Origin of the sequence: Streptomyces sp. PA03-1a (assembly GCF_033792805.1) — a bacterium.
GTDB lineage: Bacteria > Actinomycetota > Actinomycetes > Streptomycetales > Streptomycetaceae > Actinacidiphila.
Map to the genome: position 1 here is coordinate 1 of NZ_JARAVO010000238.1, position 14594 is coordinate 14594.

13 protein-coding genes are annotated in these 14594 nt (G+C 73.7%); 3 read left to right on the plus strand and 10 right to left on the minus strand.

The window, feature by feature from the left end; genetic code table 11:
* Positions 1-31: 31 nt before the first annotated feature.
* The 5 genes from PV341_RS36795 to PV341_RS36815 all read right to left on the minus strand — a co-directional run bounded on the left by PV341_RS36795 (position 32) and on the right by PV341_RS36815 (position 6061).
* Positions 32-2278, minus strand: coding sequence for an MMPL family transporter (locus tag PV341_RS36795; protein WP_500360086.1), 2247 nt, complete (start codon positions 2276-2278; stop codon positions 32-34).
* Positions 2279-2327: 49 nt separating this feature from the next.
* Positions 2328-2951 (minus strand): TetR/AcrR family transcriptional regulator, encoded by a 624-nt coding sequence (locus tag PV341_RS36800; protein ID WP_500360088.1) that lies wholly within the window; start codon positions 2949-2951, stop codon positions 2328-2330.
* 136 nt (positions 2952-3087) lie between these two features.
* Complete coding sequence (locus PV341_RS36805) at positions 3088-4242, minus strand: spore photoproduct lyase family protein (protein WP_500360089.1); 1155 nt, start codon at positions 4240-4242, stop codon at positions 3088-3090.
* Positions 4243-4353: 111 nt separating this feature from the next.
* Positions 4354-5148, minus strand: coding sequence for a DUF3152 domain-containing protein (locus PV341_RS36810; RefSeq protein ID WP_500360090.1), 795 nt, complete (start codon positions 5146-5148; stop codon positions 4354-4356).
* Between the two features lie 202 nt (positions 5149-5350).
* Positions 5351-6061, minus strand: a complete 711-nt coding sequence (locus tag PV341_RS36815) for a TetR/AcrR family transcriptional regulator (RefSeq protein WP_500326492.1) — start codon at positions 6059-6061, stop codon at positions 5351-5353.
* 119 nt (positions 6062-6180) lie between these two features.
* On the opposite strand from PV341_RS36815, the gene PV341_RS36820 reads away from it, so the two are divergent.
* Entirely contained in the window at positions 6181-7401 is a 1221-nt protein-coding gene (locus tag PV341_RS36820) for a saccharopine dehydrogenase family protein (RefSeq protein WP_500360091.1), read from the plus strand.
* Here PV341_RS36820 and tgmB read toward each other — a convergent pair.
* The 5 genes from tgmB to PV341_RS36845 all read right to left on the minus strand — a co-directional run bounded on the left by tgmB (position 7368) and on the right by PV341_RS36845 (position 12048).
* Entirely contained in the window at positions 7368-8324 is a 957-nt protein-coding gene (tgmB, locus tag PV341_RS36825; RefSeq protein ID WP_500360093.1) for an ATP-grasp ribosomal peptide maturase, read from the minus strand. The two genes, PV341_RS36820 and tgmB, sit on opposite strands and share 34 nt — an antisense overlap.
* A gap of 14 nt (positions 8325-8338) precedes the next feature.
* Positions 8339-8530: a putative ATP-grasp-modified RiPP gene (tgmA, locus tag PV341_RS36830; RefSeq protein WP_018562451.1), complete on the minus strand. Its 192-nt coding sequence runs from the start codon at positions 8528-8530 to the stop codon at positions 8339-8341.
* Positions 8531-8773: 243 nt separating this feature from the next.
* Positions 8774-10261 carry a cryptochrome/photolyase family protein gene (locus PV341_RS36835; RefSeq protein WP_500360094.1) on the minus strand — a complete coding sequence of 496 codons (1488 nt, stop codon included), beginning with the start codon at positions 10259-10261 and terminating at the stop codon, positions 8774-8776.
* 330 nt (positions 10262-10591) lie between these two features.
* Positions 10592-11146, minus strand: coding sequence for a GNAT family N-acetyltransferase (locus PV341_RS36840; protein WP_500360095.1), 555 nt, complete (start codon positions 11144-11146; stop codon positions 10592-10594).
* Positions 11143-12048: an amidohydrolase family protein gene (locus PV341_RS36845; RefSeq protein WP_500326484.1), complete on the minus strand. Its 906-nt coding sequence runs from the start codon at positions 12046-12048 to the stop codon at positions 11143-11145. The genes PV341_RS36840 and PV341_RS36845 overlap by 4 nt, the downstream gene beginning before the upstream one ends.
* Positions 12049-12188: 140 nt before the next feature.
* Here PV341_RS36845 and PV341_RS36850 point away from each other — a divergent pair, with 140 nt between their 5' ends.
* Both PV341_RS36850 and PV341_RS36855 read left to right on the plus strand, forming a co-directional pair.
* The gene (locus PV341_RS36850; protein WP_500326482.1) at positions 12189-13388 is read left to right on the plus strand and encodes a CaiB/BaiF CoA transferase family protein; all 1200 of its coding nucleotides are present in this window, start codon (positions 12189-12191) and stop codon (positions 13386-13388) included.
* A gap of 30 nt (positions 13389-13418) precedes the next feature.
* Positions 13419-14561 carry an acyl-CoA dehydrogenase family protein gene (locus PV341_RS36855; protein WP_500360096.1) on the plus strand — a complete coding sequence of 381 codons (1143 nt, stop codon included), beginning with the start codon at positions 13419-13421 and terminating at the stop codon, positions 14559-14561.
* Positions 14562-14594: the final 33 nt, after the last annotated feature.

Sequence of the window (14594 nt, forward strand, 5' to 3'; positions counted from 1 at the left end):
CGCCGGGAGGGCGCGGGGTCGGGGCGTCGGGTCAGGCGCGGGCCGGTTCAGGTTCCCCCGCCGCACCGGACGGTTCCGCCGCGTCCGCGGCGGGCACGGGGCGCAGCCCCTCGCCCTCGACGTCGACGTTCGGCAGGATCCGGTCCAGCCAGGACGGGAGCCACCAGGCCCGGCGGCCCAGCAGCGCGAGCACCGCGGGGACGATGGCCATCCGGACGACGAACGCGTCGAAGAAGACGGCGGTCGCCAGACCGAACCCGATCGACTTGATCATCGCCTCGCCGGAGCCGATGAACCCGGCGAAGACGGCGATCATGATGATCGCGGCGGCGGTGACCACCCGGGCACCGTGCCGGAACCCGGTGACGATGGCCTGACCGGGCCGCTCGCCGTGGACGTGGGCCTCGCGGATGCGGGTGACCAGGAAGACCTCGTAGTCCATGGCGAGGCCGAAGACCACCCCCACCAGGAAGATCGGCATCATCGACATGATCGGGCCGGTCTGCTCGACGCCCAGGAGAGAGGCGAGCCAGCCCCACTGGAAGACCGCGACGACCGCGCCGAGGGCGGCGGCGACCGAGAGCAGGAAGCCGAGGGCGGCCTTCAGCGGCACGAGCAACGAGCGGAACACGACGATCAGCAGCACGAAGGCGAGGCCGACGACGAGCGCCAGGTAGGGCAGCAGCGCGTCGGTGAGCTTCTGCGAGGTGTCGATGTTCAGCGCCGTGGTGCCGGTGACGGAGACCTTGGCACCGGTGCGCTCGGTGATCCCGTCCCCCGTGGTACGGATCGCCTTGACCAGGTCCTCGGTCTCGGCGCTGCTCGGCTTGGACGCGGGCACCACGTTGATGATCGCGGTGTCCCCGGCCTTGTTGAACGTCGCCGGGGTCACGGCCGCCACGTCGTCGAGGCCCTTGATGTCCGCGGTGGCCTCCCGGACCGCACCCCGGGGGTCGACGGCGCCCTTGACGTCGGCGACCACGACGAGCGGCCCGTTGAAACCGGGGCCGAAGCCCTCCGACAGCAGGTCGTACGCCCGGCGCTGGGTCGTCGAGACGGGCTGGGAGCCGTCGTCGCCGAGGCCGAGTTCGATCGACGCGGCGGGCACGGCCACCGCGCCGAGCGCCGCGACGCAGACGAGCAGGACGGCGACGGGCCGCCGGATGACGAACCGGGCCCAGCGGGTGCCCATGTTGGGCCGTTCCGTGCGGGCCCTGCGGTGGGCGTGGTGCGCGTTCCCGTCGCGGCGGCGGAACAGGCCTCCGGCGTTCGCCGGCCGGACGCGCCGGCCGGCGAAGCCGATGAGGGCGGGCACCAGGGTGAGGGCGATGAGGACGGCGATGACGACCGTGCCGGCGGCGGCCACGCCCATCTTCGTCAGCATCGGGATGTTGACGACCGACAGCCCCACCAGCGCGATCACGACGGTCAGCCCGGCGAAGACCACGGCGGACCCCGCGGTGCCCACGGCGCGGCCGGCCGCCTCCTCGCCCTGCCGCCCCTCGGCGAGCTCGGCACGGAAGCGGGACACGATGAACAGGGCGTAGTCGATGCCCACGGCCAGGCCGATCATCATCGCCAGGATCGAGGTGGTGGACCCCAGGTCGAGGGCGCTGGCGAGCGCGGTGATGGAGCTGACGCCGATCCCGACGCCGATCAGCGCCGTGACCAGGGGCAGCCCGGCGGAGACCAGCGAACCGAAGGTGATCACCAGGACGACGGCGGCGACGGCGATGCCGATCACCTCGGTGGACCCGGTCTCCGGGCTCGTCTGGAGCGCGTCACCGCCGATCTCCACCGTCAGCCCCTTGTCGCGGGCGTGCGCGGCGGCGGTCTCCAGTTCCTCGCGGGAGGAGTCCCGCAGCTCCATGCCGGGGACCTCGTACGCCACGCGGACGTAGGCGACGGTCCGGTCCTCGCTCACGGCCCCGGCCGTGTACGGGTCGTCGACGGAGGCGACCTCGGCGCCCTGCCGCAGCTCGTCCACGACCTGCCGGACGGCCTTCTTGTTGGCGCTCTGCGTCATCTTCCCGCCGGCGGGGGCCTTGAAGACCACGCGGGCGGTCGCGCCGTCGGAGCCGGTGCCGGGGAAGCGCTGGTCGAGCAGGTCGAAGGCCTTCTGGGACTCGGTGCCGGGCACGGAGAAGGAGGAGCTGCCCGCGGCGGGCGCGTTGGCGGCGCCGACACCGGCGAGGGCGAGCAGCGCCACCCAGATCAGGACGACGAAGTGCCGTCGCCGGAAGGCGAACCGGCCGGTCCGGTGGAGGAATGTGGCCACGGGGGCGTACTCCCTGTCGGGTTCGTGGGTCGGTGGAGGAGGGGTGCCGTCAGGGAGCGGGCGCGGGGACGGGTCCGGGGCGGACGCCGAGCGCGGGCAGGATCACCGCGTCGAGGAAGGCCAGCAGGTACCTCTGGGTGGGCGGGACGCCCTCGAGCACGTGCCGGGTGGCGAAGGCGCCCAGCAGCATCTGCACGAGGTAGGGGATCGCCGGGTTGTCCGCGCTGATCTCCCCGCGGTCGACGGCGCGCCGCAGCAGGGTGTCCAGGCCCGAGCGCTCCGGCTGGACCATGACCTCGCGCAGGGCGTGCAGCAGGTCGGGATGGGCGTGCAGGGCCATGGCCAGACCGCGCATGAGCGCGCAGTCGCGCTCCAGCCGCCGGTCGTCCTCGAGGGTCAGCAGGGCGCGCAGGTCGCCGCGGAGGCTCCCGGTGTCGAGGTCCCCGGCGCTGACGGGCTTCTCGTGCCGCAGTGCCATGGCGACCAACTCGGCCTTGCCGCCCCACTGGCGGTACAGGGTGGCCTTGCTGCAGTGGCAGCGAGCGGCGACGGCGTCCATGGTCAGGGCCTCGTAGCCGACCTCGCGGAGCAGGTCGAGGGTGCTCGTGTAGACCGCGGCCTCGCGTTCCGGGGTGAGGCGGCTGCCACGGCGGGCGGTGACCGGTGTCGGCATGGCCCTCTCCCTCCTAAACGAAACGGTTTCGTACTCGTCTGAGCATAGGGTTGGAGCTCATCGAAACGAAACGGTTTCGTACGTGGCTTGTGTCACGTCGTGGACGGGAACTCCCGCAGAACTTCCGGAGGAAGCCTCAGAAGGCGTAGCGGATGCGGAGCCACGGCGCGTGCTCCGCGGCGAGCGCCAGCAGCCGGCGTACGGACGCGGCCTTCTCCGCGGCGCGGTAGCGCACGTTCAGGTCCCCGTTCTGCGAGTGCTTCGGCTCCTGCAGCGCGGGGCGCCACAGCAGTTCCTCGGCCCGGGGGTGCCAGCCCAGGTTGACCTCGTGCAGCCCGGCGTTGTGGGTGAGCATGATCACCTCGGCCGCGGCCTGGGCCTTCACCGCCGCCGGAAGGACGTCGTCCAGGTGCCGGAACAGCTCCGCCCACGCGGTCTGCCAGCCGGGACGCACGACGACCGGCGACAGGTTGAGGTGCACCTCGTACCCGGCCTCCAGGAAGTCGCCCGCGGCGGCGATCCGTTCGGCCACCGGGCTGGTGCGGATGTCCAGCAGCCGGGAGTCCTCGGGCGGCATCAGCGAGAAGCGGATCCTCGTGCGTCCCCGGGGGTCGAGCCGCAGCAGGTCGGGGTTGACGAACTTGGTCGCGAAGGAGGCCTTCGCCGTGGGCCACCGCCGGAAGGCCGCTACGAGGTCGGCGGTGTTGTCGCTGATCAGGGCGTCCACCGAGCAGTCGCCGTTCTCGCCGACGTCGTACACCCACGCCCGCGGGTCGCACTGGTTCGGCGCGGGCTTGCGGCCCTGCTCCGCGACGTGCCGCGCGATGCGGCCGATGACGCGGTCGATGTTGGTGAAGGTGGTGACCGGGTTGGCGTAGCCCTTGCGGCGCGGGACGTAGCAGTAGGCGCAGGCCATGGCACAGCCGTTGGAGGCGCCGGGCGCGATCCAGTCGGCCGAGCGGCCGTTGGGGCGGACGGTGAGCGTCTTCTTCACCCCGAGGACCAGGGTCCGCGTCTTCACCCGCACCCAGCGCGCGGCGTTGCCCTCGTTGCCGTGCAGGCCCGGGATCCGCCAGTGCGACGGCACCTCGACGACGACGGCGTCCGGGAAGCGGGCGAGGATCTCCCGCCCCCGCGGGGACGCGGCCGCCCCCGGCTCCGCGTAGACGGTGCGGACGTCCAGCAGACGTGCGGCGGCGGGGGAGTCGCGGAAGGACGCGCCGCCCGCCGCCGTGTGCCGCGGGGGCAGGACGTCGTCGAGCGGGAAGAGCCCCTCCGGTTCCGGTGCCACCGTCCCGACCCTACCCGGACGGGCGGGGCCGCCCGGGGAGCCGGCGTGCGGCGTCGCGGTCATCTGGCGGCCGGGCCGCGGGGCCCGGCCCGGGCGCGGCGCGGTCGCCCGTCACGGGACGGCGGGGCCGGTGATCATCTCGCCGTGCCGGTCGTACGGCCAGGCGTTGGCGACGCAGCCGTGCAGGCCCTTGATCTGCTGCATCATCGCCGGGGCGGGCCGCCCGGGACCAGGGCAGCCGCGGTGGCCGCGGCCGAGACGGTGGCCGACCTCGTGGTTGACGATCAGGGCGCGGTACTCGGCCGGACGGCCCTTGTAGTACGGGCTCAGCAGCACCCAGCGCTTGAGGTTGACCACGACGTCCTTGCCGCCGCTGCAGTTGACCTCGCCGCCGGTGTCCAGGCCGTACTTCGCGCACAGGGCGTCCGTGGTGTCCGGGGTGGCCAGCCGCACGAGGAAGTCGTACGGCGGCGCGGAGACCCGCCGGAAGGCGGCGCCGGCCGTCGTCCAGCCGCGCTTGTCGGCGAGTATGCGGTCGACCTGCGCGGCGACCGAGGCGGCGGAGAACCCGGTGCCGTCCTCGACCTCCACGCCGTATAGCAGCGGGGTGCCGTGCCCGATGGTCCGCCGGCTGCCGGGGGCCTTGGTGAACCTGCCGTCGCCGTGCTCCGGCACCCGGGTCAGGGTCGGCGTCGCCGTCGGCGTCCGTGGGGGCGCCGAGGGCCGCAGGGCGGAGGCGGCCGGCCCGTGCCGGCCGGCCGCGGGGACCGCCCGCTCGTGAGCGTTCTGTAGGGCGGGCACCGCGTACAGCGCGCCGGCGCAGACCCCGAGGACCGCGAGGCACGGCACCAACAACCGCCACCGGGGCGTCGTCGCGGGGGCTCGGTCCGTCCGGCGGTGCTTCATACGTCGTACTCCATACGGCCGCGTGCGAACCGGCGGCGAGCGCCGGAGCTCACGCTCCTCTCACGGTTGTGCGGTCATGCCGGGCGGGCAGTGCGACGCCGGCGGAGGGCTCGACGGGCGCCCCGGCGAACCCGGACCCGCGCAGGTCACGGGCGGGTCCGGCCTTCAAGTATGCGCAGAGAGGTGAACGGCAGGTGAGCCCTCAGGCTTCCCGTGACGCCGTCAGCCGGGCCGCGGCGCTGTCCAGGAGCATGTCGAGGGCGGTGGGGTAGGCGCTGCGGTTCATGCGGTCGACCAGTAGGCCGGCGGTGGCCGCGATGTGCGGGTGGGTCCGCGCCGGGAGGCGCGCGTACGTCTCCCGCCACACGTCCCGGTCGGCGGACCGGGCGGCCTCGGGGAGGGCCAGGGTCGCCGCGTCCAGCGCGGCGAAGGCCAGGGCCTGGTCGATGAAGGCCTGGTAGATCGCGACCGCGGCGGGGTCGGGGAAACCGGCGGTGCGCAGGATGCCCAGGACGGTCTCGTCGGCAGCGGTCTCGTGGGCGCGGCCGGAGACCCGGCTGGCGGTGAGCACCGCCGCCTGCGGATGGGCGAGGTACGCGGTGTGGATGCGCAGCCCCAGGTCGCGCAGGTCGGCGCGCCAGGTGCCGGTGGACCGCCAGCCCTCCACGGCCCGGCCCATCAGGTCGTCCGCGATGGCCAGGGTGAGGTCGTCCATGCCGCGGAAGTAGCGGTACAGCGTGCTCGGGTCGGCGCCGAGCGCGGTGCCCAGCCGGCGCACGGTCAGCCCGGCGGAGCCGTGCTCGCGCAGCATCCGCAGCGCGGTGTCGACGATCAGCCGGTGCGAGAGCACGGCCCCGCTCCTGGTGGGGCGGCGGCGCCGCCGTGCCGCCTCCTGGACGACCTTCTTGGGCACGCGGCCCCTCCTTCCCGCCTGGGCCGGCCTTATGCCAACACCATTGACCATACGTCGCGCGGCGGCGTTTCATCCCTGGGCAGAGGCGCCTCCGCCTCGGAAACGGAGACTTGTCAGCCATGCGTGTACTGCTCGTGGGAGCCGGCGGGGTGGGCACCGCCATCACCCGGATCGCCGCCCGCCGCTCGTTCTTCGAGGCCATGGTCGTCGCCGACCGGGACCTCGCCCGCGCCGAGGCCGCCGTCTCGGCCGCGGACGACGGGACGGGCCGGTTCTCCGCCGCCCGCGTCGACGCCTCCGACGAGGCCGCGGTCACCGCGCTGCTCGCCGAGCGGCGCTGCGACGTCCTGCTCAACGCCACCGACCCGCGCTTCGTGATGCCCCTGTTCGGTGCCGCCCTCGCCGCCGGTGCCGACTACCTCGACATGGCGATGTCGCTGTCCCGCCCCCACCCCGAGCGCCCCCATCAGGAATGCGGGGTCAAGCTCGGCGACGAGCAGTTCGAGCGGGCCGCCGAGTGGGAGGGGGCCGGACGGCTGGCCCTGGTCGGGATGGGCGTGGAGCCGGGCCTGTCGGACGTCTTCGCCCGCTACGCCGCCGACGAGCTGTTCGACGCGATCGAGGAGATCGGGGTGCGCGACGGCGCGAACCTCACCGTCGACGGCTACGACTTCGCTCCGTCGTTCAGCATCTGGACCACCATCGAGGAGTGCCTCAACCCGCCGGTGGTCTACGAGGCCGGACGCGGCTGGTTCACGACCCCGCCCTTCAGCGAGCCCGAGGTCTTCGACTTCCCCGAGGGCATCGGCCCCGTCAGCTGCGTGAACGTCGAGCACGAGGAGGTGCTGCTGATGCCGCGCTGGGTCGACGCGGGGCGCGTCACCTTCAAGTACGGCCTGGGGGAGGAGTTCATCGGCACCCTCAGGACCCTCCATCAGCTGGGCCTGGACCGCACCGAACCCGTCGCGGTGGGCAGCGACCTGGGAGCGGCCCGGGTCAGCCCGCGGGACGTGGTGGCCGCCTGCCTGCCGGACCCGGCGACGCTGGGCGAGCGCATGCACGGCAAGACCTGCGCCGGGACGTGGGTCAAGGGGACGAAGGACGGCCGGGCGCGCGAGGTGTACCTGTACCACGTCGTCGACAACCAGTGGTCGATGCGCGAGTACGGCTCGCAGGCCGTCGTCTGGCAGACGGCCGTCAACCCCGTCGTGGCCCTGGAACTGATGGCCGCGGGCACCTGGGCGGGCAGCGGGGTCCTCGGCCCGGAGGCCTTCGCGCCGCGTCCGTTCCTCGACCTGCTGACCTCCTACGGCGTCCCGTGGGGCGTACGGGAGTCCTGACAGCCGGCCAGCCAGTCGGCGATGGCCGCGGTGATGGGCTGCCCCGTCGCCAGCTCGACGAAGCCGAACTGCCCGCCCTGGTTGCACTCCAGGAACCACCAGGTCCCGTCGGTGTCCTCGGCGAAGTCGAAGGCGCCGTAGGCGAGTCCGGCCGCGGCCATGTACTCCCGCACCGAGCGCACGATGCGCGCCGGCGGCTCGACGGGCTCCCAGTCGGCGTCCTCGGGGCTGCCGAACCGGCCGTCGACCTGGTCGGGGCCGGACTTCTTGCGGGCCGCGAACAGCCCCGTCCCCACGCAGGTCAGCCGGATGTCGGCGGCCTTGGGTATGTACTGCTGCAGCAGCGTCGGGCCGGCGGCCACCGCGGAGAAGTCGGCGTCCGGGGCGACCAGCGTGGTCGGCAGCGCCATCGGCGGATCGCCCGGATGCGTGCCGGAGACCGACTTGACCACCAGCTGCGGATGCTGCTCGGCGAACTCCCGTGCCGCCTGCGGGAAGGTGGTGATGAGCGTGGCGGGGACCGCGAACCCGCAGTGGTGCGCGGTGAACAACTGCCACGGCTTGTAACGGGCCTGCGCCGCGGCGCCCGGGTGGTTCATCCACCGGGCCCGCACGCAGCGCAGCGCCCCGTACAGTGCTCCGCCGGCCTCGGCGGTCAGCCACGCGGACTGCTCCGCCGCGCCCGCGCCGGGTGTGCCGGGTCTTCGGATCCAGATCGAGCGCACGCTGTCCATGCTCACCATGCGCTCCTGGACCGACAGGTACCCGCGTACGTCACCGCGTACGTACTCGGCGGACATGGACACCTCGCCGGGCAGGTCCGCAGGGTCCAGGCGGACCACCGGCGTCCCGCGGTCGTGCAGCGCGGCCACCACCAGGTCGGCTGTCACGTCCTCGGGGGAGGTGAGGATCAGGACGGTCATCGGGTTCGGGGTGCTCAGTCGTCGAAGTGCGTCTTGGAGCCTGCGGTGGAGACGGTGGCGGCCGTGGCGAGCAGCAGCGCGCGGTCGGTGATGACGGGGCGTCCGTCGGGGAGCACGTTCAGCTGCAGGGCGGAATCGTAGGTGTACGGCGCTACGAATGTTTCGGGTGTGGCCGGCCGGGCATGAATCAGCGCGAACGGTCGCATGGCTTCTCCTCACTACTCCTGCGCGTCGGGCAGCAACCAGCTCCAGTGCCCAACTGCGGCCCTACGTATGAGACTCACGTGGGCCCCCGAACCGTTCCCTGTTACTGGTGTGACGCAGGTAACTATACGTGCCTGAAGTGCATTGAGTTCGCTACGCAGAGTGACGTAGTGACTCTCTTTCGTAGGTATCGCCAAGGGGCACCGGTGTTCGCGTACCCCCTGCACGGCGGAGGTTGCGCACCGTCACGGAGTTCGTCGTCCGCGCTCCTCCTCCAGGGCCAGTACCTCGGGCAGGTTCCCCAGCCGCTCCAGCCCCCGAACCGCCCTCGCCGTACGGTGGTTGGCGGCGAGCAGGTCCCGGTGCCGGTGCACGAAGGACCAGTAGCCGGTCGTGTACGGGCAGGCGCGCTCGCCCGTCCGTTCGGCGGGCCGGTAGGCGCAGCCGTCGCACAGGTCGCTCATGCGGTGGATGTAGGCGCCCGCCGAGGTGTACGGCTTGGTCGTCATCAGCCCGCCGTCCGCGTACTGGGACATCCCGACCACGTTCGGCGCCATCACCCAGTCGTGGCCGTCGACGAAGCAGCGGTGGAACCAGTCCGTCAACTCCGCCGGGTCCCAGCCGTGTTGGAGGGCGTGACTGCCCAGCACCATCAGCCGGGGGATGTGGTGGGTCCACCCCGTGTCGCGGACCTGGGCCAGCACCGTCGACAGGCAGCGCGCCCGCACCGCTTCCGCGTCCAGTTCCAGGAACCAGCGCGGCAGCCGCGTGTGGTGGCGCAGTTCGTTGCGGTGCCGGTAGCCGGCGCCGAAGTGCCAGTACAACTGCTGTACGTACTCGCGCCATCCGGCGACCTGCCGGACGAAGCCCTCCACGCTGTTCAGCGGCGCCTCACCGGACCGCAGGGCGCGCTCCGCCCGCTCGACGCACTCTGCGGGGTGCAACAGCCCCAGGTTCAGGGGGGCGGAGAGCAGGCTGTGGCTCATCACCGGGTCCCCGGCGAGCATGGCGTCCTCGTACCGCCCGAACTCCGGCAGCCGGTGCGCGACGAAGGCGCGGAGCGCCGACAGGGCCTCGCGCCGGGTCGCGGGGAACATGCGGGGGCCGTCGCGTCCCACGAAGCGGACCCGGCCCTCGCGCTCCCAGCAGTCCAGGTCGCGCCGGACCTCCTCGTCGATCTCGTCCTCGTGCGGCCGCCAGGGCGGCGGCACCCCGAGGTCGTCCCGGTCGCGCGGCGGCGGCTCCCGGTTGTCGTGGTCCAGGTTCCAGCGCCCGCCGGCCGGTTCGCCGCCGTCCATCAGCAGGTCGTGGGAGCGGCGCACCCAGCGGTAGAAGTCCTCCAGCAGCAGGCGTCCGCCGGAGCGGCCCTCCAGCCACCCGGCGAAGTCCTCACGCGGCACCAGGAACGCGCGGTCCGGCAGCACCTCGACCCGGTCCAGCGACTCCACCAGCCTCAGCGCGGCCCGGGAGCTCGGCCGGCACACGGTCACGCCTGCGTCGCCGACCGCCTCGCGCAGCCCCTCGCGGTAGGTCCCTGCCCGCACGTAGCGCACGCGGTCGCCGAGTTCCGCCGCCCGGTGCCGCATCGCGGACAGCAGGAGATGGGCCTTGGCCCGGTGCGAGCGGCGCCGGGCGAACGCCGAGCGCGCCTCGATCATCACCACGGGGACGCCGGGGTCGAGGAAGTGCGGCCCCAGCTGGTCGCCGAAGAGCCAGTGCGGACGTGGCGCCATGCGGGGTACCTCCGGTGGCGTGCGGCGGGACGTAGCGGGATGTTCCGGGCGGGGACATCCTTCATCACGCCGGCGGCCGACGGCTGCAATGGCGTCCGTGGCCGCCCGCCGGTGTCGTCGTTCCGGACTGCGGTGAGCGGGGAGCCCCTTCGCCCGCTCCCGATGAGCCTGCCCGAGGCGCCTGGGGCGCCCTGCATGCGGTACGGCCGTGACCGCCACCCTGCTGCCTCAGCCGTCCCGGCGCCGCGCCCCCTTCCGTCGGAGCGCCGCACGGGCCGCCGCACGGGCCGCCGCACGGGCCCGGCGGCCCGGCAGCACCCGCCGAGTGGGTCAGCCCCGTGTCGCGTCGGATCGCGGGGTGACGTCGCGCTGCCAGCGGGTCTCGCCGTCCACGACGAGGGACGTGGCGGCCAGGCCCGCCGCCGCGGCGACCGCCCCGGACGCCCGGTGCCCGGGGTGGACGTGGGCGACGACGCGGTCCACGGGGAGCACGGCGAGCCAGGTGACGAGGACGACGGCCGCCTCGGTGGCGATGCCCCGGCCCTGCCAGGGGGTGCCGACCACCCACGCGACCTCCGCGACCGTGCCGTCCGGCGTGTCCCACGCCACCGTCGCCTGCACGGTGCCCGCGAGGCGGTCGTCCGCGCGGAGCCGGACCACCCAGTTCCACCCGGACACGCTCGGGTCCCCGGAGCCGGCGACCAGGCGGGCGTAGCGGGCGCGCAGGCCCGGTGCGTCGTACGGAGCGCCACCGGTGAACTCGTGGAGCCCGGGGTCGCCGAGCACGGCGGCCATCTCCTCGGCGTGCTCGACCCGCAGCGGTTCGAGGACCAGCCGCGCCGTGGTGAGCGCTTCGGGGCCGCCGGGCCGCAGGGGCGGCGTCACCCGGCGAGCCCGAACAGCCGGACGGCGTTGCCGTGCAGGACGCCCCGCGTCCACGCGTCGCCCAGCTCCAGCCGCGTCAGCGCCTCCAGGGCGTGCGGGTACGCGTACGGGATGTTGGGGAAGTCGCTGCCGAACAGGACGCGCTCCCCGAGGTCGGCCAGCCGCTTGCGCTCCGGGGGCGGGAAGGGCGCCGCGGCCTCGCTGAAGTCCGTGAAGGCCATCGTCGTGTCCAGGTGCACGCCCTCGTACCGCCCGGCGAGGTCCAGGAACGCCCCGTACTCGGGCATCCCCATGTGGGCGACGACCAGCCGCAGCCGGGGGTGCCGGGCCAGCAGCCGCGCGATCGGGCCGGGACCGGTGTGGCGGCCGGGGACGGGGCCCGACCCGCAGTGGGTGACGACGGGGACGCCGCTGTCCGCGAGCAGCCCCCAGACGGGGTCGAGCAGCGGGTCGTTGGGGTCGAAGGCCCCGACCTGGACGTGGCACTTGAAGACCCGGGCGCCCGCCTCCAGCGCCTGCCGGACGTAGCCCGGCGCCTGCGGCTCCGGGAAGAAGGTCGCCGTGTGCAGGCAGTCGGGCGTCCGGGCGGCGAAGCCGGCGGCCCAGGAGTTCAGCCAGGCGGCCATCGCGGGCTTGTGCGGGTAGAGCATCGAGGTGAAGGCGCGCACCCCGAACGCCCGGAGCGTGGCCACCCGCGCGTCCTCGTCGGTGCGGTACGCGATGGGCCACGGCCGGCCCGTGAGCGGGCCGGCGGAGTCGAAGTACGCCCAGACCTTGGCCAGCACGCGGTCCGGCATGAAGTGCGTGTGCACGTCCACGATCCCCGGCAGGCCCAGGCCCTGCCAGAGCTCCCTCACCCGTACGGCGTCGTCCGGCGGCGCCACGTCCGTCACCTGTGCCACTGTGCCTCCTCCATGGCGGTGATCCTCACACGAACCGCGGCCCGCCGGGGCTGCCGCCCTTGTCAACGGCATCGCGCATCCATAGCATCGCCAGTGTTACAGCAATACTGTCATGCTCGTTGCGAAGCCGGAGGCCCCCGATGACCGAGGCGGGAACGCGACCCGGGGAAGCGGCCTCCGCCGGCGGGCCGCTCGCCGGTGTGCGCGTGGTGGAGCTGGCCGGCATCGGGCCGGCCCCGTTCGCCGCCATGCTGCTCGGCGACCTCGGCGCCGACGTCGTCCGCGTCGACCGGCCCGGTGGCTCACGGCTCGGCATCGACCCGGCGCACGACGTCACCAACCGCAACAAACGCTCCGTGGTCGCCGACCTCAAGAGCGAGGAGGGCGCCCGGCTGGTCCTGGACCTCGCCGCCCGCGCCGACATCCTGCTGGAGGGCAACCGCCCCGGCGTCGCCGAACGCCTCGGCGTCGGTCCCGCCGACTGCCACGCCCGCAACCCCCGCCTCGTCTACGGCCGGATGACCGGCTGGGGCCAGGACGGGCCGCTCGCCCCGCGCGCCGGGCACGACATCGGCTACATCGCCGTCGCCGGGGCCCTCGGGATGATCGGCTCCGGCGACGGACCGCCCGCCATCCCGGCCAACCTGCTCGGCGACTACGCGGGCGGCTCCCTCTACCTCGTCACCGGCGTCCTCGCGGCCCTGCACCACGCCCGCGCCACCGGCACCGGACAGGTCGTCGACGCGGCCATCGTCGACGGCGTCGCCCACCTCGGCGCGATGATCCGCGGCATGGTCGCCGCGGGCGGCTGGCAGGACCGGCGCGGCGCCAACCTGCTGGACGGCGGCTGCCCCTACTACGCCGTCTACGAGACCGCCGACGGCGGCTGGATGGCCGTCGGCGCCCTGGAACCCGCCTTCTACGCGGAGTTCGCCCGGCTGCTCGACCTCCCCCAGGACGCGCCGGACCGGGGCGACCTCGGACGCTGGGACGAGCTGCGCGCCGTGATCGCGGCCCGCTTCAAGTCCCGTACCCGCCAGGAGTGGACGGAGGTCTTCGAGGACAGCGACGCCTGCACGGCGCCGGTGCTGTCGCTGGCGGAGGCCGCGGCCCACCCCCACCTGGCCGCCCGCGGCACCTTCGCCGACGCCGGCGGCACCACCCAGCCCGCTCCCGCCCCGCGCTTCTCCGCCACCCCCGGCGTGCTGCGCCGGCCGCCCGCGATGCCCGGCGCGCACACGGCCGAGGTCGCCCGCGACTGGGACCTGCCGGCGCCCGCCCCAGGGGCCGCGCCGCCCAGCACCACCCTCGTCGAGCAGGCCGGGGACCGGCTCCCGTAGCCGGGCCACCGGCGGAAGGCAGGCACAAGCATGCAGCGCGACCTCTTCACGGCCGAGCACGAGGCGTTCCGGGAGACCGTGCGGACCTTCCTCGCCAAGGAGGTGGTGCCGCACCACGAGCGCTGGGAGAAGGCCGGCATCGTCGACCGCGAGGCCTGGCTCGCCGCCGGCCGCCAGGGCCTGCTCGGCCCGGCCGTCCCCGAGGAGTACGGCGGCGGGGGCAGCGACGACTTCCGCTACGCGGTCGTGCTGGCGGAGGAGTTCGCCCGCGCCGGGGCACACGGGCTCGCCCTCGGCCTGCACAACGACGTCATCGGCCCGTACCTGACCGGACTGGCCACCGAGGAGCAGAAACGGCGCTGGCTGCCCGGCTTCTGCAGCGGCGAGACCATCACGGCCATCGCCATGACCGAGCCCGGTGCGGGCTCCGACCTGCAGGGCATCCGCACCACCGCCACCGACGCGGGCGACGCCTACGTCCTCAACGGCTCCAAGACCTTCATCTCCAACGGGATCCTCGCCGACCTCGTCGTGGTCGTCGCGCGCACCACCCCCGAAGGCGGTGCGCGCGGGCTGAGCCTCCTCGTCGTGGAGCGCGGCATGCCCGGCTTCGAACGCGGCCGCAACCTGGACAAGATCGGCCAGAAGGCCCAGGACACCGCCGAGCTCTTCTTCCACGACGTACGGGTGCCCAAGGAGAACCTGCTCGGCACCGAGAACCAGGCCTTCTTCCACCTGATGGCCAACCTCGCCCAGGAGCGGCTCACGATCGCCGTCGCCGCGGCGGCCGCCGCCGAGCACCTGCTGGACCTCACCACCACCTACGTCAAGGAGCGCGAGGCCTTCGGCCGGCCGCTCGCCCGGCTCCAGCACATACGGTTCGAGATCGCCGAGATGGCCACCGAATGCGCCGTCACGCGCACCTTCGTCGACCGCTGCATCGGCGAGCACGCGGCGGGCCGCCTCGACGCGGTGCACGCGTCGATGGCCAAATGGTGGGCGACGGAACTGCAGAAGCGGGTCACCGACCGCTGTCTGCAACTGCACGGCGGCTACGGCTACATGAGCGAGTTCCCGATCGCCAAGGCCTTCACCGACGGACGCATCCAGACCATCTACGGCGGCACCACGGAGATCATGAAGGAGATCATCGGCCGTTCGCTGCTCGGCTGATCCGGCCCCATCCCCGCCCGTCACCCCCACCGG

Coding starts and splice junctions, on each gene's coding strand:
- PV341_RS36800 (WP_500360088.1), bottom strand. CDS start 2,951: ATGCCGACACCGGTCACCGCCCGCCGTGGCAGCCGCCTCACCCCGGAA.
- tgmA (WP_018562451.1), bottom strand. CDS start 8,530: ATGCGACCGTTCGCGCTGATTCATGCCCGGCCGGCCACACCCGAAACA.
- PV341_RS36810 (WP_500360090.1), bottom strand. CDS start 5,148: ATGAAGCACCGCCGGACGGACCGAGCCCCCGCGACGACGCCCCGGTGG.
- PV341_RS36835 (WP_500360094.1), bottom strand. CDS start 10,261: ATGGCGCCACGTCCGCACTGGCTCTTCGGCGACCAGCTGGGGCCGCAC.
- tgmB (WP_500360093.1), bottom strand. CDS start 8,324: ATGACCGTCCTGATCCTCACCTCCCCCGAGGACGTGACAGCCGACCTG.
- PV341_RS36850 (WP_500326482.1), top strand. CDS start 12,189: ATGACCGAGGCGGGAACGCGACCCGGGGAAGCGGCCTCCGCCGGCGGG.
- PV341_RS36855 (WP_500360096.1), top strand. CDS start 13,419: ATGCAGCGCGACCTCTTCACGGCCGAGCACGAGGCGTTCCGGGAGACC.
- PV341_RS36820 (WP_500360091.1), top strand. CDS start 6,181: ATGCGTGTACTGCTCGTGGGAGCCGGCGGGGTGGGCACCGCCATCACC.